Genomic DNA, 22,744 nt, shown 5'->3' with positions numbered 1-22,744 from the left:
GCACTTTGTTCTTGGCCAATTCCAGACGGAAATGCGCTTCACATTTTTTCTGGAATTGCTTGGCCCGAGGTCAATCCAGCGCGCGGTCGAGGTGGGTGTAGCCGCCGTCGACGAACAGCCACTGGCCGGTGGTGTGGCTGGCCTTGTCGGAGAGCAGGAAGATGATGGTATCGGCGATCTCCTCCGACGTCGTCATGCGCTGCCCGAGCGGGATGCGGCGGGTGATCTCTTCAAGTCGTGCTTCGGGATCGTCGAAGGTCTTCAGCCACTTCTCGTAGAGCGGCGTCATCACCTCTGCCGGAATGACCGCGTTGACGCGGATGCCGTCGCCGCGCAGGGCGGCGGCCCATTCACGGGTCAGCGACAGCTGCGCGCCCTTGGCGGCGGTATAGCCGCTGGTGCTGCCCTGGCCGGTCAATGCCGTCTTGGACGATACGTTGACGATCGAGCCGCGCGATTTTCTCAGCCACGGCAGGCAGTGGTGGGCTGTGGTGTAGTAGTGGATCAGATTGCGCTCGAGCGACTCGCGGAAGGCGTCCGGGCCGGCCGCGAGATCGATGCCGTCATTGATGCCGGCGTTGTTGACCAGCCCGTCGATGCGGCCGAAGGTTTTTGCCACCTGTTCGACCGTAGTGGCGATCTCCGGGTCGTGCATCAGCTCGATCTGGACGAAGATCGAGCGCGGTGATGCTGCCTTCAGCTTCGCGGCGAAGTCTTCAGCCAGCGGGCTGCGGCCGAAGACGACAGGGATGGCGCCCTCGGCGGCAAGGCCGAGCGTGACCGCGCCGCCGATGCCGGCACCGCCGCCGGTGACGATGATTACTTTGTCCCTAAGGCCGAGCTCCATCGCAGCCTCCGTTAGCCCCTGAACTGAAAATCTTCGAGCGTCGCCGGCTTCATCTCGATGGAGAAGCCGGGTGCCGATGGCGGCATGTAGGCGGCGTTGCTGACAACGCAGGGTTCCTTGAAGTGCTCGTGCAGGTGGTCGACATATTCGACCACGCGGCCCTCGCGGGTTCCGGCAATGCAGACATAGTCGATCATCGACAGGTGCTGGACATATTCGCACAGGCCGACGCCACCGGCATGCGGGCAGACGAGCAGGTTGTACTTTGCTGCCATCAACAGCACGGCAAGGATTTCGTTGACGCCGCCGAGACGGCAGGAATCGATCTGCACCACGTCGATGGCACCGCGCATGATGAACTGCTTGAACATGATGCGGTTCTGGCACATCTCGCCGGTTGCGACCTGAACCGGTGCGACGCCTTCGCGGATCTTGCGGTGGCCCTCGACGTCATCGGGGTTGGTCGGCTCCTCGATGAACCACGGCTTGGCGAAGGCGAGGTCGCGCACCCAGTCGATGGCCTGGCCGACCTCCCAGACCTGGTTGGCGTCGATCATCAGCTGGCGGTCGGGACCGAGCACCTCACGGGCGATGCGCAGGCGCCTGATGTCGTCGGCCTTGTCCCGGCCGACCTTGAGCTTGACGTGGTTGAAGCCGGCGTCGACCGCTTCCTGGCAGAGCCGGCGCAGCTTCTCATCGCCATAACCGAGCCAGCCGGCCGAGGTGGTGTAGCAGGGGTAGCCTTCGCGCTCGAGGGTTTCCATGCGCTCGGCCTTGCCGGGTGCCTTTTCGCGCAGCATGGCGAGCGCTTCGTCAGGGGTGATGCAATCGGTGATGTAGCGGAAGTCGATGCAGCGGACGAGTTCTTCCGGCGACATGTCGGCGACCAGCTTCCACACCGGCTTGCCCACCATCTTTGCCCAGATGTCCCAGACGGCGTTGACGACAGCACCCGTGGCCAGGTGGATTGCGCCCTTGTCGGGCCCGATCCAGCGTAGCTGGCTGTCTGAGGTGACATGGCGCCAGAAAGCCCCCATGTTTTCGGTGACCTTGTTCATGTCCAGACCGACGACCAGGTGGCGCATCGCCTCGATCGCCGCGCAGCAGATTTCGTTGCCTCGGCCGATGGTGAAGGTCAGGCCATGACCTTCGATGCCGGGCGTGTCGGTCTTCAGGATGACATAGGCCGCCGAATAATCGGGGTCCGGGTTCATCGCGTCGGAACCGTCGAGATGCTGCGATGTCGGGAAACGCAGGTCGAGCACCCGCATGTCGATGATTCTGGTCATGGTCGTGGGTCCTCTGGGCATGAGCCCGAAAGGCTGGGGACCTTTCGGCTGAGTTCATGCGGATGAAACGAGAGCGGGATGGCGGCTTGGGGAGGTGCTATCCCGCTCCAAGGGTTCAGGCGGCGACGACGCGCTGCCTCTGCGTGCCCAGGCCTTCGATGCCAAGGGTCATCGTCTGGCCCGGCTTGAGATAGACGGGAGGCTTCTGCCCAAGGCCGACGCCGGGCGGCGTGCCGGTGGAGATGACGTCGCCGGCCTGCAGGCTCATGAAGCGGCTGAGATAGGCGACCACCTGCTGGACAGAGAAAATCATGGTCTTTGTCGAGCCGTCCTGGAAGCGTTTGCCGTCAACGTCGAGCCACATCTTGAGGTTCTGCGGGTCGGCGACCTCGTCAGCGGTGACCATCCAGGGGCCCGTCGGGCCGAAGGTGTCGCAGCCCTTGCCTTTGTCCCAGGTGCCGCCGCGCTCGATCTGGAACTCGCGTTCGGAAACGTCGTTGACGACGCAATAGCCGGCGACGTGGCTCATGGCGTCGGCCTCGTCGATGTAACGTCCGGGCTTGCCGATAACGACGCCGAGTTCGACCTCCCAGTCGGTCTTGACCGAATTGCGCGGGATTTCGACGTCGTCGTCGGGACCGACGATGGCCGAGGTCCACTTGTTGAAGACGATGGGTTCGGCGGGGATGGCAGCACCCGTTTCCGCGGCGTGGTCGGCATAGTTGAGGCCGATGCAGATGAACTTGCCGATGCGGCCGACGCAGGCGCCGAGGCGCAGGTCTTGCTGCGGCGTCCCGGCTACCAACGGCAGCGTCTCGAGGTCGATGCCGCGCAGGCGGGCGAGGCCTTCGGGCGAAAGCACGTTGCCGGCAATGTCATCGACGGTGCCTGAGAGGTCGCGGACGCGGCCGGAGGCGTCGAGCAGGCCTGGCTTTTCATTGCCCTTGGGGCCATAGCGGAGCAGTTTCATCTGGTGTCACCTTGGTTGGAAGAGGCCGGAGGCGGCGGGCCGCCTCCGGTGGATTGGATGCGTCAGTCGTAGAGGACTGCAGCGATCTCTGGCTTATCGATGTTCGACTTGTCGTAATAGTAGAAGCCGGTGTCGATGTGCTTTTCGACCGCTTCACCCTTGGCCGCCTTCACCGCGGCCTCGACGGTCTTGTAGCCGATGCCGACGGGGTTCTGGGTGATGGCGCCGGCCATCTGGCCGTCGCGGATCGCCGCCTTCTGCTGGGCGCCCGAGTCGTAGCCGATGATGACGAGCTTGCGGCCCAGTTCCTTGGCGCCGTTGACGACGCCGATGGCCGAGCCCTCGTTGGCGCCGAACATGCCCTTGAGGTCGGGGTTGGCCTGCAGGATCGCCTTGGTGATTTCGGTCGACTTGAGATGGTCGCCCTCGCCATATTCGATTGCGACGATCTCGACCTTCGGGTGGGCTTCCTTCATGCGGTTGACGAATCCGTCGCGGCGGTCGATGCCGGTGCGGCTGGTCTGGTCGTGGACGACGAGCGCGACCTTGCCTTCGTCGCCGATCAGCTCGGCCATCTTGTCGGCGGCAAGGGCTGCGGCAGCGATGTTGTTGGTCGAGGCGGTGGCCACCGGGATGTCGCTATCGACACCGGAGTCGAAGGCGACGACAGGGATCTTGGCGTCCTTGGCCTGTTGCAGGAGCGGGATCGCTGCCTGGCTGTCGAGCGCGGCGAAGCCGATGGCTGCCGGCTTCTTTGCAAGGGCTGCCGCCAGCATGTCGATCTGGCGGTCGACCTGCGATTCCGAATCCGGGCCTTCGAAGGTGACGGTGACGCCGAGATCGGCGGCAGCCTTATCTGCGCCGGCCTTCACGGCCTGCCAGAACTGATGCTGGAAGCCCTTGGAGATCAGCGGGATGTACATCTTGTCCTGGGCCAGCGCGAAGCTCGAGCCGTAGCCCAGGATGGCTGCAGCGCTAATGGCGCCGAGCACGGTGCGTCTAGTGAACATGTTTCCTCCTGATGTTCATTTTCGATGCGAATTGCCTGGAGCGTGTTCGCTCTCTTCTTGGTGTTGGCGCAGCAACGGGCTGCGCGAAGCAAGCCTTCCTCAAAGCCTGCGGCGCCGCAGAATGTCGGTGTAGACGGCGAGAATGATGATCGAGCCGGTGACCACGGTCTGCCATTCCTGGGCGACCGAAAGGATGCGCAGGCCATTGGCGAGCACGGAGATGATGAGTGCGCCGATGAGCGTGCCGATGATGGTGCCGCGGCCGCCCGAGAGCGAGGTGCCGCCGATGACGACGGCTGCGATGGCGTCAAGTTCGTAGCCCTGGCCGAGGGCGGGCTGGGCCGAGTTGAGGCGCGAGGCGATGAGCAGGCCGGCGATGCCGCAGATCGAGCCGGCAAGCGCGTAGACGGCGATCTTCCAGCGGTCGGTGTTGACGCCCGAAAGCCTGACCGCTTCCTCGTTCGAACCGAGTGCGAAGGTGAAGCGGCCGAGAATCGTGCGCTCGAGGACGAAGCTCGTCGCGATGGCGACCAGGAACAGGATCAGCACGCCGTTGGGGATGGGCAGGCTTGGGAGGACGGTGCCGATCAACGAGCCTTGCGAGATCTGGGTGAAGCCGGGCGTGTTGTTGAAATAGATCGGCCGCGTACCGGAGATCACCAGCGACAGGCCCTTGAGGATCAGCATCATGCCGAGCGTGGCGATGAAGGGCGGGATCTTGAGTTTGGCGACGAAGGTGCCGGATAGAGTACCACTGCAGGCGCCCGCGAGGATCGCGGCCAGCACGCCGAGGCCGAGCGGCATGCCCCAGAAGGTCAGCACCACGCCCGCACAGACGGCGCAGAAGGTCATCAGCGTGCCGACCGACAGGTCGATGCCGCCTGTGATGATGACAAGGGTCGCGGCGATCGCCAGCACGCCGTTGACCGACGTCGCCTGCAGGATGGCGATGATGTTGGACGTCTGCATGAAATTGGGCGAGGCAATGGAGAAGACGACGACCAGTGCAATCAGGCTGGCGAAGGCCAGAAGCCGGTGCTGCGCGCCCGAGAAGCGGGCGCCTGTCGAGACGTTCGCGGTCGATGCTGTCGCACTCATTTGGCCTCTCCCTTTGCCGGCTTATTGTTTTGCTCGCCCCTCAACGTGGCGAGATGCATGATCTCCTCCTGCGAGGCGCCGGAAGGCAGGATGCCGGTCAGCCGGCCTTCGCACATGACGGCGATGCGGTGGCTGAGCCTCAGCACTTCGGGCAGCTCGGAGGAGATGACGATGATGGCGCGGCCCTGCTGGGCCAGCGCGTTCAAGAGCTTGTAGATCTCGTTCTTGGCGCCGACGTCGATGCCGCGCGTCGGCTCGTCGAAGATCAGCACCTCGCAGTCGCGCAGCAGCCATTTGGCGATGACGATCTTCTGCTGGTTGCCGCCTGAGAGCAGGCGCACTTCCTGGCGGTCGGACGGCGTCTTGATGGCGAGCTGGTCGATGTAGCGGACGGCGGCCTGCTGCATGGCCGCTTCCCTGAGCAGGCCGCCGGGGCCGGCAAAGCGGGAAAGGCTCGCGAGCACGACGTTGTTGCGCACGTCCATGCCGGTGGCGAGGCCGAAATGCTTGCGATCCTCCGAGAGGTAGCCGATGCCGGCGCGCACCGCGTCCTCGGGCTTGCGGATGTCGATCTTCTTGCCGTGCATGAAGACGTCTCCGTGGTCGCGACGGTCGGCGCCGAAGATGGCGCGCGCCACTTCGGTGCGGCCAGCACCCATCAAGCCGGCGAAGCCGAGGATCTCGCCCTTGCGGACCGAGAAGGAGACGTCGCGGATCTCGCTGCCTCGGCTGATGTTCCTGACCTCGAGCACGACCTCGGAATTGGAATGGTCGGGCACGACTGGGCGTTCGTCCGACAGCGCGCGGCCAACCATCATGGCGATGATCTTTTCGACCGGGGTCTCGGCTGCGGGAACGGTACCGATGTATTCGCCGTCGCGCATGACGGTCACGCGGTCGGCGATGCGCTTCAGCTCATCCATCTTGTGGGAGATGTAGACGATGCCGACGCCCTCGGCCTTGAGCCTTGCGATGATGGCGAAGAGCTCGTTGATCTCGGCGTCGTTCAGGGCTGCCGTCGGCTCGTCCATGATCAGCACACGCGAGCGGTAGGACAGCGCCTTGGCGATCTCGACCATCTGCTGGCGAGCGATCGTCAGCCCGCCGACCGGCGTGCGCGGGTCGAGCTTGAGATGCATCGAGGCAAAGATCTCGGCGGCATCGGCGTTGAGCCTGGCTTCGTCGAGCAACAGGCCGCCGACCTTGCGCGGCTCACGGCCGATGAAGATGTTCTGCGCCGCCGTCAGATGCGGCATCAGATTGAGTTCCTGGTGGATGATGCCAATGCCGAGGTCTTGCGCCTGGCGCGGCGAGTTGATTTCGACCGGCTTGCCGTCGAGCAGGATCTCGCCGCCGTCACGGCGATAGATGCCGGCGAGGATCTTCATCATCGTCGACTTGCCGGCGCCGTTTTCGCCCATCAGCGCATGGACCTCGCCCGGGCGCAGGTCGAGCTGGGCATTGTGCAAGGCGCGCACGCCGGGGAAGGATTTTTCGATGTCCTTCATCGCAACGAGGGCGGTCATGTGCGGCCTCCCTCGATGCCGTAGAAATGGGCTGCCGTGCCGCCGAGGATCGCCGCACGCTCCGACTGGCCGAGGCCATCGAGCAGGCGGGCGGTGACCTCGTCCCAGAAGGCGAACGGGGCGGCCAGCGTCAGCACCGGCCAGTCCGAGCCCCAGATCAGCCGATCCGGCCCGAACCAGCTGAGCAGGTCGTCGACGGTGGGGCGCAAGGCAGCCACCGCCGCCTCGGGCGTCGACCGGCTTTCGGCCGGCAGTTCGGTTAGCAGGCCCGAGAGCTTGCAGCAGAGATGCGGATGGCCCGACAGTTCGGCCATGCCGAGCTTCCACAGCGCGTGGCGCGGGTCATCGGTGGGAGCGGCGAAGGCGGGCTTGGCGGCATGGTCGATGACGACCGGCAGGTCAGGATGCATCTCGACGAAGCGCCGGAGCGACTCGAGATGCTGGGGCAGCACCAGCGCATCGAAACGCAAGCCAAGATGCTTCAGCGCGGCAACGGTTTTTGCGTTCGGGCGGGTGGCGATCCAGTTGACGTCATCAAGATCCTGCAGCATCGGCCGCACGCCTTTGAAAATCGGATTGGCGGCGAAACGTTCGAGGGTGGTTACGCTGTCTGAAGACGACAGGTCGACCCAGCCGACGATACCGGCGACATCAGTGTCGTCGCGGCCCTGGTCGAGCAGGAACTGCGTTTCGGCTACCGTTGGCGCTGCCTGGACGAGGATGCGCCTGGCGATACCGGCGGCCCGCGCCAACGGGCGCATGTCGACTGCGCCGAAGTTGCGGTAGATCGGGGCGAGATGAGCGGCGTCTGGTGTCAGCCAGTCATAGTCGCCGCGCTGGAGCGCCCAGTAGTGGCAGTGGCCGTCGATCCTTGCGATCATGGCCGCCGCTCCGCCTAAATCGTGACGCCGCCGTCGACCAGGACCGCTTGGCCGGTGACGAAGCGCGACTCGTCGGACAACAGGTAGACGACCAGCGGCGCGATATCGTCGACGGTGGCGAGCCGGCCGATGGGCTGGCGGGCGATAAAGTCCTTCTCGGCCTGCACCGGATCGGCGGCGGTGGCGATGCGGCCGCGCAGCGAGGGGGTGTCGACGGTGCCGGGGCAGAGCGCGTTGCAGCGGACGCCGCGGCGCACATAGTCGGCAGCCATGCCCTTGGTGAAGCCGATCACGGCTGCCTTGGTGGCGCCGTAGAGCAGCCGGTTGGGGAAGCCTTTGATCGATGAGGCCATGGAGGCCATGTTGAGGATCGACACCGCGCCGGTCTCTTGGGCACGTTCGAGCATGCCGGGCAGGAACGCCTTGGTGGTGCGGTACATGCTCTTGACGTTGAGGTCGAAGCTGAAATCCCAGTCTTCGTCGCTGCAGTCCATGATCGTGCCGTTGTGGACGAAGCCGGCGCAGTTGAAGAGCCCGTCGAGCGGGGCCTGGCCGGCGGCGAAGCTTGCTACGGCCTTCGCGTCGCGCACATCGAGACGGTGTGCCTCGATGTTCTTGTGCTCGGCCGAAAGCGCTTCGAGCGCGTCATCATTGATGTCGGTGGCAATGACATGGGCGCCCTCATTGGCGCAGGCCAGCGCGCTGGCGCGGCCGATGCCCTGGGCAGCGGCGGAAATGAAAATGCGTTTCCCGCTTAGTCGCATAACCGTTGCTCCTCCCAGCAAACTGCTTGCGCTTGTCTATATACGAACATACTATTCATAAATGAACCGGCCTTGCAATGGGGAATCGTGAAGCCGGTCGACCGGGAGGATTTCGCGTCATGCCAAAAGGGCCGGCAAAGACCGCCAACAGCGTGGACAAGGACGAGCGCTACCGCGCGCCGGCACTGGACAAGGGGCTCGACATTCTCGAGCTGCTGTCGGAGCAGCCGGGCGGCCTGACCCGCGCCGAGATCGGCGAGGCGATGGGGCGCGGACCGAGCGAGGTCTATCGCATGCTCGAACGCCTGGTGGCGCGCGATTTCGTCAGCCGCTCGCCCGAGGGCGATCGCTACGCGCTGACGATGAAGCTGTTCATCCTCGCCCACCGCCACCCGCCGGTGCGCCGTCTGGTGGCCCGCGCCCAGCCGCTGATGGATGCGTTCTCGATCGCCGCCGGCCAGTCATGCCATCTGGTGGCACCCGACCGTGACGCGGCGCTCGTGGTGGCGCATGCCAGCCCGCCCGGCAACTGGGAATTCGGCATCCGCATCGGTGCTCACATCGATCTTCTGACCACCAGCTCAGGGCACATCCTGCTGGCCTTCCAGGACGAGCATTCGCAATCCGAGGCGGCTGCGCGCTGGGAGGGGACTGCGATGGCCGAAGCGCGGGAAAAGCTGGAGCCGGTGCTGAAGGCCTATCACGAGACGGGCCACCGTGTTGGGCCGAGCCAGCAGATGCGGGCCATCGAGGACATCTCGGTGCCAATCCTGTCGTCCGACGGATTTGCCATCGCGGTGCTGACCTGTCCCTACATACAACGGCTTGATGACCGGCAGGCCGATATCGATCAGACGCTGGCGCTGCTCAAGGATGTGGCGGCGAAGCTGTCGCTGTCGTAGGCGGGCAGGGGCTTTAGCTCTGAGCATCGGAGAGTTCTGCGCAACCCATCATCCTCACCCGTAAGGACGGAGAGAAGGTGCCGGCAGGCGAATGAGGGACGGCTGCGCCCCCTTCAAGGGAATTGCTGGCCTTGTGCCAATGAGGGTGGACCTCACGCCCCCGGCGGCACGACGCCCTTGCGCACGGCGAAGTCGGCGTAGAAGCGGCGTTCCTGGGTCTGGATGACTGCGTAGGCTTTCTTGGCGCGCTCGTAGAAGGCGAAGCGTTCGATGCCGACCATCTTCGTGGCCGTGTCCGCGATCAGCTTGCCGACCTCGCGCTGGACCTCGGGGATTTCGTCCGGCTTGCCGACCACTTCCATGCGGCCGAAGGCGTCGTCGACGAAGGTGTCGACCGGCATCACCGACAGCACAGCCTTCATGACGCTGACGATGTCGCCATCGATGCGCAGCGGCCGGCCAAAGACGGTCTGCCTGGCCATCGCGTCGGCCGGAAAATTGGCGTCGGCAATGATCAGGTCGTCGCCGTGCCCCATGGCGCGGAGCACGTAGAGGACGTCGGGGCCGAGCAGCGGGTCGATGCCAAGGAGCATTTTTTCACCTGTGCGGTTGAGGATGCGGAGCGGCTGCCCCTGCACTCCAGAATTGCAGGCCCAGAATTGCAGGCAAGTGAGGCCGCGCGCAAGCCGCCCGTTCTTGCGTTTCCTTCGGGCGGGAAATGGCTCCCGTCGCCCCGGAATCGCCTACGCGCCGCGCACAAAACCTTCGGAGGCGACGAGCAGGTTGCGCGTGTAGTCCTGCGCCACGTTGCGCGTGGCGAGGTCGCCGGCCTGCAGCCGCTCGACCTCCTGGCCGCCCTGCATGACCATCAGGCGTTCGCACATATGGGTGATGACGCCAAGATCATGGCTGACCATGATGAAGGTGAGCTTGCGGTCGCGGCGCACCTGTTCGAGCAGGTTAAGCACTTCGGCCTGGACCGAGGCGTCGAGGGCCGAGGTCGGCTCGTCGAGCAGCAGGATCGACGGTTCGAGGATCAGCGCACGGGCAATGGCGACGCGCTGGCGCTGGCCGCCCGACAGCTGGTGCGAATAGCGGAACCGGAAACTCGAACCGAGGCCGACCTCGTCGAAGGCGCGCAGGATGCGTTTTTCGGTGTCTCCGAAGCCATGGATGTCGAGCGGCTCCAGCAGCAGCCGGTCGACCGTCTGACGCGGATGCAGCGAGCCGTAAGGGTCCTGGAACACCATCTGGACCTGGCGGTAGAACGTCTTGTCCCTGACCTTGCCGAGGCGCTGGCCGGAGACGTCGATGGTGCCGCCGGAGACGGGCGCGAGGCCGGCCACGGCGCGCAGAAGCGTCGACTTGCCCGAGCCGGATTCGCCGACCAGGCCGAAGGATTCGCCTGCGTTGACGGTGAGGCTGACATCCCTCAGGGCGATGAAGTCGTCATAGACGACGCGCAGTCTGTCGATTGAGAGGGCATGGGTCACAGCATCCACTCCGGCTTGCGGTCGAGCACCGGCAGCGGATGCCTGTTCGCGCCAATCCTGGGCATGCAGTTGAGCAGGCCTTGCGTATAGGGGTGTTGGGCCTGCGACAGCTCCGAGGCCTTGAGCTCCTCGACGATCTTGCCGGCATACATGACGATGACGCGGTCGCAGAAGGTCGAGACCAGGCGCAGGTCGTGCGAGATGAAGACCAGGCCCATACCGCGGTCGATGACGAGGCGGTCGAGGATGCGCAGAATGTCGAGCTGGACGGTGACGTCGAGCGCCGAGGTCGGCTCATCGGCGATCAGAAGTTCAGGGCCGGCGATCAGCATCATGGCGATCATGGCGCGCTGGCCCATGCCGCCTGAGACTTCGTGCGGATAGAGATCGAAGACACGCTTGGGATCGCGGATCTGGACCGCAGCCAGCATGTCGAGCGCCTTGTAGCGCGCCTCCGACGTCGAGACCCGCTCATGTGTCTTCAGCGTTTCGACGATCTGGCGGCCGATGGTCATGACCGGATCGAGCGAATATTTCGGGTCCTGCAGGATCATGGCGACGCGCTTGCCGCGCAGCGCCCGCCGCTCGCCGGCCGAGGCCTTGAGCAGATTGATGCCGCTGAACTCCAGCCGCTTGGCCGAGATATGGGCATGCTCGGGCGTGAGCCCCATGATGGCGCGGCCGGTCTGCGACTTGCCGGAACCCGACTCGCCGACGATGCCCAGGCGTTCCTGGCCGAGCGAGAAGGTGACGCCGCGCACCGCCTGTACAGTGCCGGAGCGGGTGGGGAATTGGACGCGCAGGTCCTCGACGTGGAGCAGGTCGCTCATTGGCCGCTGCTCCGGGGATCGAGGGCGTCGCGCAGGCCGTCGCCGAGCAGGTTGAAACCGAGGCTGACGATGAGGATGGCGGCACCGGGTGCGGCGGCAACCCACCACTGGTCGAGGATGAAGCGACGACCAGACGCGATCATCGCACCCCATTCGGGCAGCGGCGGCTGGGCGCCTAGGCCGAGGAAGCCGAGACCGGCGGCAGTTAGGATGATGCCCGCCATGTCGAGCGTGACGCGCACGATCAGCGAGGAGATGCAGAGCGGCATGATGTGGCGCAGCACGATGCGCATCGGCGAGGCGCCCATCAGCTTGACGGCGGCGATGTAGTCGGAGTTGCGCACGGTCAGCGTTTCGGCACGTGCAATGCGCGCATAGGGCGGCCATGACGTCAGCGCGATGGCGATGATGGCGTTGCCGATGCCGGGTCCGAGGGCCGCGACGAAGGCCAGCGCCAGCACCAGCTTGGGGAAGGCGAGGAAGATGTCGGTGATGCGCATCAGCACCGCGTCGACCCAGCCGCCGGCATAGCCGGCGACCGTGCCGACCAGCAGGCCGATGGGGGCGGCGATGACGGCGACCAGCACCACCACCTGCAGCGTCAGGCGCGAACCGTAGATCAGGCGCGAGAGGATGTCGCGGCCCTGGTCGTCGGTGCCGAGCCAGTAGGTAGAGCTCGGTGGCAGCAGGCGGGCGTTCTTGAGGTCGCCGATGTAGGGCGAATAGGGCGCCAGCAGCGGCGCGAAGGCCGCCACGAACAGCAGGCCGAAGATCATCAGCATGCCGATGAGAGCCAGCTTGTTGGCCGCAAAGCGCTGCCAGGTGAGATAGGCGCGGCCAAGTCGGGCTTGCGTCCGCGATTGCGGCCGGTCGGTGAGAAGCCATTCGCGGCGGGTCATAGCGGTGTCACTCATCGGATGCGCGTCCTCGGGTCGAGCATGCGGTAGAGCAGGTCCGACAGCAGGTTGATGCCGATGAAGACCGAACCGATGACGATAGTGCCGCCGAGCACCGCGTTCATGTCGGCATTCTGCAGCGAGTTGGTGATGTAGAGGCCTAGGCCGGGCCAGGCGAAGACCGTCTCGGTCAGCACCGAGCCTTCGAGCAGGCCGGCATAAGAAAGCGCAATGACTGTCACCAGCGGCACGGCGGCGTTGCGCAGCGCGTGGCCCCAGATGATGCGGCGCTCGGACAGGCCCTTGGCGCGCGCTGCGACGATGTACTCCTGGCTCAGCTCGTTCAGCATGAAGGAGCGCGTCATGCGGCTGATATAAGCGAGCGAGAAATAGCCAAGCAGCGAGGCCGGCAGGATGATGTGGGCGAAGATATCCTTGAAGGCGGTCCAGTCGCGATTGAGCATCGCGTCGAGCAGGAAGAAGCCGGTGATCGGGGTGAAGGTGTATTCGAACACCACGTCGATGCGGCCGGGGCCGGCAGTCCAGCCGAGGCGCGCGTAGAACACCAACAGCGCCAGGAGGCCGAGCCAGAAGATCGGCACCGAATAGCCGATGAGGCCGATGATGCGGACGATCTGGTCGGCGAGGCTGTCGCGCTTGACCGCGGCCAGCACGCCGAGCGGAATGCCGACGGCAGCACCGATGATCGTGCCGAGGGTGGCGAGTTCCATCGTTGCCGGAAAGACGCGGCGGATGTCGGCCATGACGGGATTTGTGGTCAGCACCGAAGTGCCGAAATCCCCTGACAGCACGCCTTTCACGTAGAGATAGAACTGCTGGTAGTAGGGCAGGTTGAAACCCATCTCGATGCGCGTGCGCTCGACGACATGCGCCGGCGCGCGGTCGCCGACGATGGCGAGCACGGGATCGATGGGCACGACGCGGCCGATGAAGAAGGTCACGGCGAGAAGACCGAGATAGGTGGTGCCAACGATCACCAGGAAACTGGCGACCGCCTTGAGAATGGCGGAGGCGCGCCGGTTGGCGCGCCTCGCTGGCGTCTGTGTGTCAGCGGTGCTCAATGGTCAGATCCTTTTGCGCACGACCCCCTGAGGTCGGAGGTCATGCGCAGACTCGCATGGTTACAGCGGTGCTTGGCGCGCCCTGAGGACGCGCCGTCGCGAAGGATCATTCCTTGGTCACGGGAGCGACGAAATTCGAGTCGAAATTCGGCCCGAGCTTGTAGTTCTTGACGTTGCCGCGCAGGCCGGCGACCTCGGTCTGCTGGAAGACGAGGACGAACGGGCTGGTGTCGAGGGCTGCCTGCTGCAGTTCCTTGTACATCGTGGCGCGCTTATCGTTGTCGCGCTCAAGCAAGGCGGCCTTGGTCTTCTCGGTCAGCTCCGGCACGTCCCAGGCGTTGCGCCAGGCCAGCGTCTTCACCGTCCCGTCGTCGGCATTGTTCGGGTTGGAGGTGAAGGTCTCGGCGTTGGAGTTCGGATCCCAATAATCCATGCCCCACTGACCGATATACATGTCGTGGTTGCGGGCGCGGTACTTGGTCAGCGTCTGCTTGCCGTCGCCGGGGATGATCTCGAGCTTGATGCCGGCCTGGCCGACGGTCTGCTGGAAGGACTCGGCGATGCCGGTCACCGGTTGGGTGTTGCGTACGTCCATGGTGACGGTGAAGCCGTCCTTCAGCCCTGCCTTTTCGAGCAGTTCCTTGGCCTTGGCGACGTCGAATGTGAAGGGGTTGGAGTCGAGTGCGCCGAGCACGCCCTTGGCCTGGTAGGTCTGGCGGATCTCGCCGATGCCCTTGATCAGGGTCGAACCAATGGCGTCGTAGTCGACCAGATACTTCAACGCTTGGCGCACTTCGGGCTTCGCCAGGTTCGGGTTCTTCTGGTTCATGCTGATGTAGTAGACCGTGCCCTTGGGCGCGCTGGTGGTGGTCAGGTCGGCCTTCTTGGAGATGGCTTCGAGATCGCCCGGCTCGAGATTGCGGGCCACGTCGATGTCGCCGGCCTCAAGCATCAGGCGCTGCGTCGCGCTTTCCTTGACGTGACGATAGATGACGCGGGCAAGGGCTGCCTTTTCGCCGTAATAGTTGTCGTTGCGTTCGAGGACGAGGATCTCGTTGGCGCGCCAGTCGCGGATCTTGAACGGACCCGAGCCGGCATAGCCGGTCTTCAGCCAGCCGTTGCCGAAGTCGTTGTCGAACTTGTAGTCGTCGGTCGGCGTGACCGGAGCGACGTGCTCGAGCACCAGCTTGCTGTCCATGACGGCGCCGACGGTGGCGGTCAGGCAGTTCAGCACGAAGGACGGCGCGTAGGACTTGTCGACGGTGAAGACGAAGGTGTTGTCGTCGGCGGCCTTGGCCTTTTCGGTGACGTTGTCCTTGGTCAGGCCGAACTGGGTGAGAATGAAGGCCGGGCTCTTGTCGAGCTTGACGACGCGCTCGAACGACCAGGCGACGTCCTTGGCAGTGATCGGGTTGCCCGAGGCGAACTTCAGGCCTGGCTTGAGCTTGAAGGTGTAGGTCAGGCCGTCGTCGGAGACGGTCCAGCTTTCAGCGACGCCGGGACGTACCTTGGTGGTGTCGTTGATGTCGAGACGCACCAGCATGTCATAGGCGTTGCCAAGGAATTCGGCCGGGCTGAGTTCGAAGGACTCGGCCGGGTCGAGCGTGATGGTGTCGTCGATGGCCCAGGCCTGGACCAGCGTGTCGGCAGGCGTGACGGCCAGTGCCGGCGCGGAAAGCGCCATGACCGACAGGGCTGCGCCAGCAAGCATCAGACGGAAGTGCCCGTTCATTTTTCCGATAAACATGTCTTTCAGTTCCCCAAGTTGACGAAGTGTTTTTGTCGTTACGCCGCTTCATGCCAGGCCGAGCGCAGAACCCTCAGCCAGTTGTCGCGGCAGATTTTCTTAAGGTCGGCGTCACCGTAACCTGCACCAGAGAGGGCGGCAACGAGCTTCTGCAGGCCGGCGGCGTCGCCGATCTCGGCCGGAATGGTGGCGCCGTCGAAGTCGGAGCCAAGCGCCACGCAGTCGATGCCCATGCGCTCGACCATATAGTCGATGTGGCGGATCATGTCGGAGAGCGGGGTGTCGGCGCTCTTGGCGCCATCCTCGCGCAGCATGGTGACGGCGAAGTTCAGGCCCACCACGCCCTTGCTCTCCTTGACCGCGTCGAACTGCTTGTCGGTCAGGTTGCGGCTGATCGGCGTCAGCGCATGCACGTTGGAGTGGCTGACGATCAGCGGCTTGTCCGAGAGCTTGGCGACATCCCAGAAACCCTTTTCGGTGATGTGTGCGAGGTCGATGGCGATGCCGATGCGGTTGCATTCCTTGACCAGCCGCTTGCCGGCTTCGGTTAGGCCGGGGCCGGTGTCGGGGCTCGATGGGAAGGCGAAGGGCACGCCATGGCCGAAGACGGTGTTGCGGCTCCACACCGGGCCGAGTGAGCGCAGGCCGGCGGCGTAGAACACGTCGAGTGCCGCGAGATCGGCGTCGATCGGCTCGCAGCCTTCCATGTGCAGCACGGCGGCAAACTTGCCTTCGGCTTCGGCCGCCTCGATGTCTTTGGCGTTGCGGCAGATCTTCCAGCCGCCGGCGCGCTCGACGCGGAAAGCAATCGAGGCCATGTCGAGCGCGATGTCGAGCGACGGCGCGCGCTCTAGCGGCTTGCATAGAGGAATGGCATAGTGGCCGTTCTCGTCACGTACTTCGTCGGGCATGCTGGCGGAGGTGATGTAGATGGCGCAGAGACCGCCAGCTAGGCCGCCTTTTGCGGCGCGCGGCATGTCGATGTGGCCCTGATGGGTGCCCTCGATGAACTCGGACACTGGATCGGCGCCCTTGGCGGCATTCTGCCACAACCGGAAAAGCACGTCGTTGTGACCGTCGAAAACTGCCTGCATTACCCACTCCTGTCAGTGGGGGGCAGTTGAAGGATGACAGGCCGGGCGAGTCAACATACCGAAAGGCGTGCCTCCAGGCCCGAAACCCCGGTTCCGCTGGGGAATGCATGCCCAGGACCAACACTAACCCATGCCTGGACCACTCGCGCCTGAAAGGGCCGCTACGGTCCTCAAACAGGCTGGATATCAGGGGTTGGCGGCTGTCGGGCGTCTCGGCGGGTGACGTTGGGGCAGTGCCGTAACCCTGTTGGACGTTGTGTCGTGGCGCTTTTTTGTGCAGGCGGGTCGGGCGCGGTTGATTAGCCGTGCATCACATTGCCGATCCATTCATCACGACAGGACATATTCATTATGACAGAAGGCAGTCTTCTTGATCATGCACTCGTGCGCCTCGACGAGGCGGCAAAACATCTGAACGTCGATGCAGACGTGATCGAGAAACTGAAGTTTGCCCGCGAGACGACCAAGGCGCGCCTGATGATCCGCATGGACGACGGCTCGCGAAAATCCTTCCTGTCGTGGCGCTGCCGCTATGACGACACCCGTGGACCGACCAAGGGCGGCATCCGCTTCCATCCGGAATCGACCGCCGACGAGGTCGAGATGCTGGCCTTCTGGATGACCTTCAAATGCGCTGTCATGAACCTGCCTTATGGCGGCGGCAAGGGTGCGGTGCAGGTCGACCCGCGCAAGCTGTCGAAGGCGGAGCTCGAGCGCCTGTCCCGTTCCTACATCCAGGCCTTCGCCCGCATCATCGGCCCGGACCGCGACATTCCCGCCCCCGACGTCTACACCAACTCGATGATCATGGGTTGGATGGCCGACGAATACAGCCAGATCGTCGGCCAGGCCTCGCCCGCCGTCATCACCGGCAAGCCGCTGGCGCTGGGCGGTTCGCTTGGCCGCGGCGACGCCACCGCGCGCGGCGGCTACTATCTGGTCCGCCATCTCGCCGACGACCTCGGGCTGAAGGGCAGCTTGCGCATCGCCGTGCAGGGTTTCGGCAATGCCGGCCAGCACATCGCCCGCCTTCTCGCCTCTGACGGCCACAAGATCGTCGCCGTGTCGGATTCGGAAGGTGCGGTGCAGGCGTCCGGCGGGCTCGACATCGAGCGCCTCTTCACGGCCAAGAACAGCGGCCGTTCGGTAACCTCGACTGCTGGCCATGGCGGTCACGAGCTGCTCGACGGCAAGGCGCTGGTTGGCGTCGACTGCGATATCCTGGTGCCCTCGGCGCTGGAGAACATGATCCATATCGGCAACGCCGACAGCGTCAAGGCAAGGATCGTGCTCGAACTCGCCAACGGCCCGGTGACCTCGGAGGCAGATGCCGTCCTGGAGAAGAAGGGCGTCGTGGTGCTGCCCGACATCCTGGCCAATGCCGGGGGTGTGACTGTCTCCTATTTCGAATGGGTGCAGAACCGCCAGGGCTTCTACTGGCAGATCGAGGAGATCCACGACCGCCTGCGCGCCATCATGGAGCGCGAGGGTCGTGCCATCTGGCAGGTTTCCCGCAACAAGGAGATCTCGGTGCGCACGGCTGCCTATGTTCATGCGCTCGGCCGTCTTGCCGAGGCGATCGAGGCGCACGGCACGCAGAGCTACTTCGACAGCTAAGACAAGACACGCCGCCGGATCGACATGGCCCGGCGGCGTGGCGCGTTATTTTTCCGTTGCTGCGGGAAAGGTCTAGGCGTACGGCTTGGCTCGAAAGCCTGACTGATCCCCAGACAACCCATGCCTTGCAGGCAGAACCGGCGGCACGACAATGTCCTTCATTCCCGACTGGTCGACCATTCTTCAGTTTGCGGTCGCCACCTTCATCATCGCCATCACGCCCGGCCCCGACATGACCTTGTTCGTCGGGCGCGCGCTGTCGGAAGGCCGCAAGGCGGGCTTTGCCTGCATGGCAGGCGCTATGACCGGCATCGTCATCCACACGACGCTGGTGGCGCTCGGCCTGTCGGCGCTGATCGTCGCCTCGCCGCAGGCCTTCATGGCGCTGAAGATCGTCGGCGCCGGCTATCTGGTATGGCTTGCCTTCCAGGCCATCACCAAGGGCTCGGCGTTTTCGCCTGACACCACCAAGCGCGAGCCGCGCTCGGTGTTCCAGAACTGGGCGACGGGCCTCGGCATCAACCTGCTCAACCCGAAGATCATCCTGTTCTTCATGACCTTCCTGCCGCAGTTCGTTTCGGCCCACGACACCAATGCGCCGGGCAAGCTATTCTTTCTCGGAGGCATGTTCATCGTGCTGTCGCTGCCGGTCGTGGCGCCGATGGTGATCGCCGCAGACAAGTTCGCCGGCCTGCTCAAGAAGAGCCCGCGGGTGACACGCATCGTCGACTATCTCTTCGCTGGCGTGTTCTCGGCCTTTGCGCTGAAGATCCTTACGGCGCAGGCGAAGTAGGGGTGTCCCTGAGCGCGCCGGCGAAGCGGCCGGTGACGAACCAGTAGACGATGCCTCCGACCAGGCCGCTGCCAAGGATCGATACCGGCAGCAACGGGTCGCGATAGGCGAAGGCGCCTTCGCCGCTCTGGTAGGCGAGGCCGATGAAGACCAGTGCCACGAAGCCGCCCGCCAGCGCGTAGAACAGCCAGTCACGCTTGCCGAGCAGTTCGGCAAGCAGCATGACCACGACTGCGGGAACGAAGGCGAAATAGGCGACGAACAAGGCGAAGAAGGGGATGGTGACGACCATCGAGCCGCCTGCCACACCCTCCGGAATGTCAGGGGCGAAGAAGCCGACCGCGCCGAGGAAGATGACATTGAGGAAGGCGCTGGCGGCGAGCGCCGCCGCCGCGTAGCCCAGCACCATGTGGGCGAACTTGCCGAGATAGATGAGGACGCGGCTCACGCCTCGCCGTGCCCTGCGATCATCATCGCTTCGAGCGCCAGGCGCTCGGTCTTCTTCATACGCTCGGATTCCGACTTGAGCTGGCCGCAGGCGGCAAGGATGTCGCGGCCGCGCGGGGTGCGGATCGGCGAGGCGTAGCCGGCATTGTTGATGTAGTCGGCGAACTTCTCGATCGTCTCCCAGTCCGAGCACTGATAGTTGGTGCCTGGCCAGGGGTTGAAGGGGATCAGGTTGATCTTGGCCGGCACGCCCCTGAGCAGCTTGACCAGCGCCTTGGCGTCCTCGAGGCTGTCATTGACGTCCTTCAGCATCACATATTCGAAGGTGATGCGGCGGGCGTTCGACAGGCCGGGATATTTGCGGCAGGCGTCGATCAGGTCGGCGAGCGGATACTTTTTATTGATCGGCACCAGCAGATCGCGCAAATCGTCGTTGGTGGCGTGCAGCGAGATCGCCAGCATGACGCCGATCTCCTCGCCGGTGCGGAAGATTTCCGGCACGACGCCGGAGGTCGACAGCGTGATGCGGCGCTTGGACAGCGCCAGCCCATCGCCGTCGGAGGCGATCAGCAGCGCCTTCTTCACCGCCTCGAAATTGTAGAGCGGCTCGCCCATGCCCATCATGACGATGTTGGACACCTTGCGGCCTTCCGCCGGCACGATGGCGCCAGCGGGGGTGTCGCGGTCGGGGAAATCGCCGAGCCGGTCTCGCGCCGTCATCAGCTGCGCCAGGATCTCTTCCGCCGTCAGGTTGCGCACCAGCTTCTGCGTGCCGGTGTGGCAGAACGAGCAGGTCAGCGTGCAGCCGACCTGGCTGGAGATGCAGAGTGTGCCGCGGCCTTCCTCGGGAATGTAGACGGTCTCGATCTCGACCGGCCGGCCGGCGCCGCGCGGCGGAAAGCGGAACAGCCACTTGCGCGTGCCATCGGCGGAAATCTGCTCCTCGACGATCTCGGGACGCGCGATGGTGAAGTGCTTGGCAAGCTCGGCGCGCAGGTCCTTGGAGATGTTGAACATGTCGCCGAAGTCGGAGACGCCGCGGACATAGAGCCAGTGCCAGAGTTGCTGGACGCGCATCTTGGCCTGGCGTTCGGGGACGACGCCAGAGGTGACGAGAGCTTCCGCGAGTTCCTCGCGGGTGAGGCCGATCAGCGACTCCTTGACGGGCGCAGCAATTCGGGAGCGCAGCGCGTCGCGGGTGGCATCGGTGGTGAGGTCGAGCGAAACGGTCATTCGGGCTCAGCTAGCTATAGATATCGGCAAATGTAGGATTTTGGGGCCACATATCACAGGTCTGGCTCTGCGTCACGTTTTGGCGGCCATGCATTTGTGACTGGGCTTCGTTGCTTGTTAAGGATCGGGCTGCGATGCTACCTGGATGAGCAACATCCTTCACATCGCCCTGGTGGTGCTCGGCGTCAACCTTGCTGCCTTCATCGCGTTTTGGCGCGACAAGCGGCTGGCCTGCGCGGGCGCGCGCCGCATTCCCGAAAAGACTTTGCTGTGGCTTGCCTTCGTCGGCGGCAGCGTGGGAGCGGTGGCAGCGCAGCACCTGTTTCGTCACAAGACTCGCAAGGAGCCGTTCCGCTCGCGGCTCTACGCCATCGTCGCTCTGCACGCGATCGCCGTCACGGCGCTGGCAATCTGGCTGGTCGCGCCGCAATGGGTCGAGGGTCTGATGTCGCTGTCGCGTGGGCCGGAGGTCTCTTGAGCCGTCAAACCAGGGACAGAGCGTAGCGCTGCTCGAGGCGGCCGGTGCGGAGATTTGGCACGGGCGTGCCCGAAGCATGCCAGCCCATGCGTTCGTAGAGCCTCACGGCGCGCTGGTTGTCAGCATAGACCGAGAGCCGGACCTCGCGAAAACATCTTCCGTCCAGCCGTTCCGTCAGTGCGGACAGGAGTTCGCGGCCGGCACCATCGCCCCAGTGGTCAGGATCGACACCGAGATAGTGCAGCTCTGCGGTATCAGGTTCGCCGGGGATCGGGGCGATGGCGGCAAAGGCTGCTGCCCGGCCAGACGCGGTCTCGGCAATCAAAAGCAGAGCGCCTGGACCCAGCACTCTCGCTATCACCGGCCGCGCCTCCTCAAGCGTCGCCGGCTTGTCGTCTCCGTCGCGCGCAGCGGTGGCGCGCGCCCAGATCGATGCCGCGGCGTCGAGATGGGTAGCTGTGCCGTCGATGATCCTCATCGGAACCCCTCAACAAAAAAGCCGGGCGCATGGCCCGGCTTTCGAAACTGACTCGCGCTGCGCCTACTTGCAGGTGGTGATCGACGTCAGTGCCGCCGAAATGCCCTTGAGCGAAAAGACGTAGCTGGTCGGGTTGCCGCGGCCGGACTTGGCGGCGACCTTCATGTCGGCGCCGGTCTTCATCGCTGCGATCAGGGCAGGCTCTTCGGCGGCATTCTCGACCCAGGCCGACTTGCCCTTGGTGAACATGGAGAACGACTTGTCGCCGATCGTGACGGTGACCTTGGAGTTTTCCTGGAAATTGTAGCCGGCAATGAACTGCGGTTCGAACGACACTTTCTGGCCTGGGCGCTGGCTGACGAAGAAGAACATGTCGCCATGGTCGAGCGTCGGCGGCTGCTTGTCGGTCGGCACCGTCAGCACGTAGCAGACCTTGCCGTTCTGCGCCTGGTAGCTGTAGGTGCCCCAGGCATTGTGCTGTCCGATCTTGGTCGCCGACTGGGCCAGCGCGGGCACTGCCGAAACGGCAAGCGCCAGACCCGTAAATGTAGCTATCAATCCGCGCATTGGTTTTCCTGTACTTCAAATGGAGCGGGGGCAGGCCGGCAGCGCGCCCACCCGTTCGCTTCATTTTGATTTAATCTGGGTTACCAAAGGGTGAATCGCCCCACGAAAAGCAACATTCGCCCGCTGGTACCGTGGCCTGTCCCGTCGCGCGCAGGCACGACAGCTTGTCCCTTGCTCGGTTGAAGCCCGAGAAAGCGGCAAGAGTTTGACTTTTCATTTCATGATGAAACTAGGGGTCATGGTAAGCAGGGGAGGCGCTGAAACAGCCCGACCGCGCTCACACGTCCTGCGTCAAGGCTTCCCGCGCTGCAAGCCTGTGGGCGGGGGTGATATGAGCGCGCACGGCTGCAAACGCCGCCGTCAGCACGGCGATGTCGTCGGTGAAGCCGATGCCCACGAGCATATCGGGGACAGTGTCGAAAGGCAGGATGAAATAGGCAAGTGCCGCCAGCAGGATGCCCCTGGCGCGCAACGGCGTTTCCTTGTCCATGGCGCAATAGTAGCCGGCCACCACCTCTTCCATGAAGGGGATGTGGCGGGCTGCGGCCTTGGCCTTGCGCCAGAATTTTTCACGCACCTCGCCTTCGTTCGCGCCGATGCCGGCCGCGTCGTTGCGGAAATGGTCAAATCCGGGGAACTTCACCATCTGGGCAATCTCTCCTTCGGCACAGAATGTGGGAAAGCGCTGCCCCCGCTGCAAGA

Annotated in this window: 24 protein-coding genes; 4 read left to right on the top strand and 20 right to left on the bottom strand. The window is 64.4% G+C overall.

Annotated elements, in window-relative coordinates; all coding sequences use genetic code 11:
• Positions 1-70: 70 nt before the first annotated feature.
• The 8 genes from B015_RS0124550 to B015_RS0124515 all read right to left on the bottom strand — a co-directional run bounded on the left by B015_RS0124550 (position 71) and on the right by B015_RS0124515 (position 8,385).
• Positions 71-847, bottom strand: coding sequence for an SDR family oxidoreductase (locus B015_RS0124550; RefSeq protein WP_018430407.1), 777 nt, complete (start codon positions 845-847; stop codon positions 71-73).
• Positions 848-858: 11 nt separating this feature from the next.
• Positions 859-2,136, bottom strand: coding sequence for an L-fuconate dehydratase (locus tag B015_RS0124545; RefSeq protein ID WP_018430406.1), 1,278 nt, complete (start codon positions 2,134-2,136; stop codon positions 859-861).
• 115 nt (positions 2,137-2,251) lie between these two features.
• A complete protein-coding gene (locus B015_RS0124540; protein WP_018430405.1) occupies positions 2,252-3,106 on the bottom strand; it encodes a fumarylacetoacetate hydrolase family protein in 855 nt (284 codons plus the stop codon).
• A gap of 62 nt (positions 3,107-3,168) precedes the next feature.
• Complete coding sequence (locus tag B015_RS0124535) at positions 3,169-4,116, bottom strand: ABC transporter substrate-binding protein (protein WP_018430404.1); 948 nt, start codon at positions 4,114-4,116, stop codon at positions 3,169-3,171.
• A 99-nt stretch (positions 4,117-4,215) separates the two neighbouring features.
• Positions 4,216-5,214: an ABC transporter permease gene (locus tag B015_RS0124530; protein WP_018430403.1), complete on the bottom strand. Its 999-nt coding sequence runs from the start codon at positions 5,212-5,214 to the stop codon at positions 4,216-4,218.
• The gene (locus B015_RS0124525; RefSeq protein WP_018430402.1) at positions 5,211-6,740 is read right to left on the bottom strand and encodes a sugar ABC transporter ATP-binding protein; all 1,530 of its coding nucleotides are present in this window, start codon (positions 6,738-6,740) and stop codon (positions 5,211-5,213) included. The genes B015_RS0124530 and B015_RS0124525 overlap by 4 nt, the downstream gene beginning before the upstream one ends.
• Positions 6,737-7,621, bottom strand: a complete 885-nt coding sequence (locus B015_RS0124520) for an amidohydrolase family protein (protein ID WP_018430401.1) — start codon at positions 7,619-7,621, stop codon at positions 6,737-6,739. Before B015_RS0124520 ends, B015_RS0124525 begins: the two co-directional genes overlap by 4 nt.
• Positions 7,622-7,635: 14 nt before the next feature.
• Positions 7,636-8,385 (bottom strand): SDR family oxidoreductase, encoded by a 750-nt coding sequence (locus B015_RS0124515; protein WP_018430400.1) that lies wholly within the window; start codon positions 8,383-8,385, stop codon positions 7,636-7,638.
• A 119-nt stretch (positions 8,386-8,504) separates the two neighbouring features.
• Here B015_RS0124515 and B015_RS0124510 point away from each other — a divergent pair, with 119 nt between their 5' ends.
• On the top strand, positions 8,505-9,287 hold the full coding sequence (locus B015_RS0124510; RefSeq protein WP_018430399.1) for an IclR family transcriptional regulator: 783 nt from the start codon (positions 8,505-8,507) through the stop codon (positions 9,285-9,287).
• Between the two features lie 152 nt (positions 9,288-9,439).
• On the opposite strand, the gene B015_RS0124505 is transcribed toward B015_RS0124510, so the two are convergent.
• The 7 genes from B015_RS0124505 to B015_RS0124475 form a co-directional block, all read right to left on the bottom strand.
• Positions 9,440-9,880 carry an RbsD/FucU domain-containing protein gene (locus tag B015_RS0124505; protein ID WP_026227683.1) on the bottom strand — a complete coding sequence of 147 codons (441 nt, stop codon included), beginning with the start codon at positions 9,878-9,880 and terminating at the stop codon, positions 9,440-9,442.
• Positions 9,881-10,030: 150 nt separating this feature from the next.
• Positions 10,031-10,780 (bottom strand): ABC transporter ATP-binding protein, encoded by a 750-nt coding sequence (locus tag B015_RS0124500; protein WP_026227682.1) that lies wholly within the window; start codon positions 10,778-10,780, stop codon positions 10,031-10,033.
• Entirely contained in the window at positions 10,777-11,610 is an 834-nt protein-coding gene (locus B015_RS0124495; protein ID WP_018430396.1) for an ABC transporter ATP-binding protein, read from the bottom strand. Before B015_RS0124495 ends, B015_RS0124500 begins: the two co-directional genes overlap by 4 nt.
• Positions 11,607-12,524 (bottom strand): nickel transporter permease, encoded by a 918-nt coding sequence (nikC, locus tag B015_RS0124490; protein ID WP_026227681.1) that lies wholly within the window; start codon positions 12,522-12,524, stop codon positions 11,607-11,609. Before nikC ends, B015_RS0124495 begins: the two co-directional genes overlap by 4 nt.
• Positions 12,521-13,531, bottom strand: coding sequence for an ABC transporter permease (locus B015_RS0124485; protein WP_085941135.1), 1,011 nt, complete (start codon positions 13,529-13,531; stop codon positions 12,521-12,523). The genes nikC and B015_RS0124485 overlap by 4 nt, the downstream gene beginning before the upstream one ends.
• 163 nt (positions 13,532-13,694) lie before the next feature.
• Positions 13,695-15,335: an ABC transporter substrate-binding protein gene (locus B015_RS0124480; RefSeq protein WP_026227680.1), complete on the bottom strand. Its 1,641-nt coding sequence runs from the start codon at positions 15,333-15,335 to the stop codon at positions 13,695-13,697.
• 38 nt (positions 15,336-15,373) lie between these two features.
• Positions 15,374-16,429, bottom strand: a complete 1,056-nt coding sequence (locus B015_RS0124475) for a dipeptidase (protein WP_018430392.1) — start codon at positions 16,427-16,429, stop codon at positions 15,374-15,376.
• A 351-nt stretch (positions 16,430-16,780) separates the two neighbouring features.
• On the opposite strand from B015_RS0124475, the gene B015_RS0124470 reads away from it, so the two are divergent.
• Positions 16,781-18,046 carry a Glu/Leu/Phe/Val dehydrogenase gene (locus tag B015_RS0124470; RefSeq protein WP_018430391.1) on the top strand — a complete coding sequence of 422 codons (1,266 nt, stop codon included), beginning with the start codon at positions 16,781-16,783 and terminating at the stop codon, positions 18,044-18,046.
• 151 nt (positions 18,047-18,197) lie between these two features.
• A complete protein-coding gene (locus B015_RS0124465) occupies positions 18,198-18,839 on the top strand; it encodes a LysE family translocator (protein WP_018430390.1) in 642 nt (213 codons plus the stop codon).
• On the opposite strand, the gene B015_RS0124460 is transcribed toward B015_RS0124465, so the two are convergent.
• Together B015_RS0124460 and rlmN are read right to left on the bottom strand one after the other, a co-directional pair.
• On the bottom strand, positions 18,820-19,287 hold the full coding sequence (locus B015_RS0124460) for a hypothetical protein (RefSeq protein WP_018430389.1): 468 nt from the start codon (positions 19,285-19,287) through the stop codon (positions 18,820-18,822). The genes B015_RS0124465 and B015_RS0124460 overlap by 20 nt on opposite strands.
• Complete coding sequence (gene rlmN, locus B015_RS0124455) at positions 19,284-20,519, bottom strand: 23S rRNA (adenine(2503)-C(2))-methyltransferase RlmN (RefSeq protein WP_018430388.1); 1,236 nt, start codon at positions 20,517-20,519, stop codon at positions 19,284-19,286. Before rlmN ends, B015_RS0124460 begins: the two co-directional genes overlap by 4 nt.
• A gap of 145 nt (positions 20,520-20,664) precedes the next feature.
• Here rlmN and B015_RS0124450 point away from each other — a divergent pair, with 145 nt between their 5' ends.
• Complete coding sequence (locus tag B015_RS0124450; protein WP_018430387.1) at positions 20,665-20,997, top strand: DUF1294 domain-containing protein; 333 nt, start codon at positions 20,665-20,667, stop codon at positions 20,995-20,997.
• A gap of 4 nt (positions 20,998-21,001) precedes the next feature.
• Here the strand turns inward: B015_RS0124450 and B015_RS31550 are convergent, their stop codons facing one another.
• The 3 genes from B015_RS31550 to B015_RS0124435 form a co-directional block, all read right to left on the bottom strand.
• A complete protein-coding gene (locus B015_RS31550; RefSeq protein ID WP_018430386.1) occupies positions 21,002-21,475 on the bottom strand; it encodes a GNAT family N-acetyltransferase in 474 nt (157 codons plus the stop codon).
• Between the two features lie 63 nt (positions 21,476-21,538).
• Entirely contained in the window at positions 21,539-22,042 is a 504-nt protein-coding gene (locus tag B015_RS0124440) for an invasion associated locus B family protein (protein ID WP_026227679.1), read from the bottom strand.
• Between the two features lie 277 nt (positions 22,043-22,319).
• Positions 22,320-22,688 carry a YkvA family protein gene (locus B015_RS0124435; RefSeq protein WP_018430384.1) on the bottom strand — a complete coding sequence of 123 codons (369 nt, stop codon included), beginning with the start codon at positions 22,686-22,688 and terminating at the stop codon, positions 22,320-22,322.
• Positions 22,689-22,744 lie beyond the last annotated feature (56 nt).

The organism is Hoeflea sp. 108 (assembly GCF_000372965.1).
Classification (GTDB): Bacteria; Pseudomonadota; Alphaproteobacteria; order Rhizobiales; family Rhizobiaceae; genus Aminobacter.
The sequence above is the reverse complement of the archived record's forward strand: the minus strand, read 5'-3'. Positions and strand labels throughout refer to the sequence as shown.

Coding starts and splice junctions, on each gene's coding strand:
- B015_RS0124520 (WP_018430401.1), bottom strand. CDS start 7,621: ATGATCGCAAGGATCGACGGCCACTGCCACTACTGGGCGCTCCAGCGC.
- B015_RS0124510 (WP_018430399.1), top strand. CDS start 8,505: ATGCCAAAAGGGCCGGCAAAGACCGCCAACAGCGTGGACAAGGACGAG.
- B015_RS0124435 (WP_018430384.1), bottom strand. CDS start 22,688: ATGGTGAAGTTCCCCGGATTTGACCATTTCCGCAACGACGCGGCCGGC.
- nikC (WP_026227681.1), bottom strand. CDS start 12,524: ATGAGTGACACCGCTATGACCCGCCGCGAATGGCTTCTCACCGACCGG.
- B015_RS0124515 (WP_018430400.1), bottom strand. CDS start 8,385: ATGCGACTAAGCGGGAAACGCATTTTCATTTCCGCCGCTGCCCAGGGC.
- B015_RS0124450 (WP_018430387.1), top strand. CDS start 20,665: ATGAGCAACATCCTTCACATCGCCCTGGTGGTGCTCGGCGTCAACCTT.
- B015_RS0124535 (WP_018430404.1), bottom strand. CDS start 4,116: ATGTTCACTAGACGCACCGTGCTCGGCGCCATTAGCGCTGCAGCCATC.
- B015_RS0124550 (WP_018430407.1), bottom strand. CDS start 847: ATGGAGCTCGGCCTTAGGGACAAAGTAATCATCGTCACCGGCGGCGGT.
- B015_RS0124470 (WP_018430391.1), top strand. CDS start 16,781: ATGACAGAAGGCAGTCTTCTTGATCATGCACTCGTGCGCCTCGACGAG.
- B015_RS0124530 (WP_018430403.1), bottom strand. CDS start 5,214: ATGAGTGCGACAGCATCGACCGCGAACGTCTCGACAGGCGCCCGCTTC.
- rlmN (WP_018430388.1), bottom strand. CDS start 20,519: ATGACCGTTTCGCTCGACCTCACCACCGATGCCACCCGCGACGCGCTG.
- B015_RS0124440 (WP_026227679.1), bottom strand. CDS start 22,042: ATGCGCGGATTGATAGCTACATTTACGGGTCTGGCGCTTGCCGTTTCG.
- B015_RS0124525 (WP_018430402.1), bottom strand. CDS start 6,740: ATGACCGCCCTCGTTGCGATGAAGGACATCGAAAAATCCTTCCCCGGC.
- B015_RS0124480 (WP_026227680.1), bottom strand. CDS start 15,335: ATGTTTATCGGAAAAATGAACGGGCACTTCCGTCTGATGCTTGCTGGC.
- B015_RS0124495 (WP_018430396.1), bottom strand. CDS start 11,610: ATGAGCGACCTGCTCCACGTCGAGGACCTGCGCGTCCAATTCCCCACC.
- B015_RS0124545 (WP_018430406.1), bottom strand. CDS start 2,136: ATGACCAGAATCATCGACATGCGGGTGCTCGACCTGCGTTTCCCGACA.
- B015_RS0124540 (WP_018430405.1), bottom strand. CDS start 3,106: ATGAAACTGCTCCGCTATGGCCCCAAGGGCAATGAAAAGCCAGGCCTG.
- B015_RS0124505 (WP_026227683.1), bottom strand. CDS start 9,880: ATGCTCCTTGGCATCGACCCGCTGCTCGGCCCCGACGTCCTCTACGTG.
- B015_RS0124475 (WP_018430392.1), bottom strand. CDS start 16,429: ATGCAGGCAGTTTTCGACGGTCACAACGACGTGCTTTTCCGGTTGTGG.
- B015_RS31550 (WP_018430386.1), bottom strand. CDS start 21,475: ATGAGGATCATCGACGGCACAGCTACCCATCTCGACGCCGCGGCATCG.
- B015_RS0124465 (WP_018430390.1), top strand. CDS start 18,198: ATGTCCTTCATTCCCGACTGGTCGACCATTCTTCAGTTTGCGGTCGCC.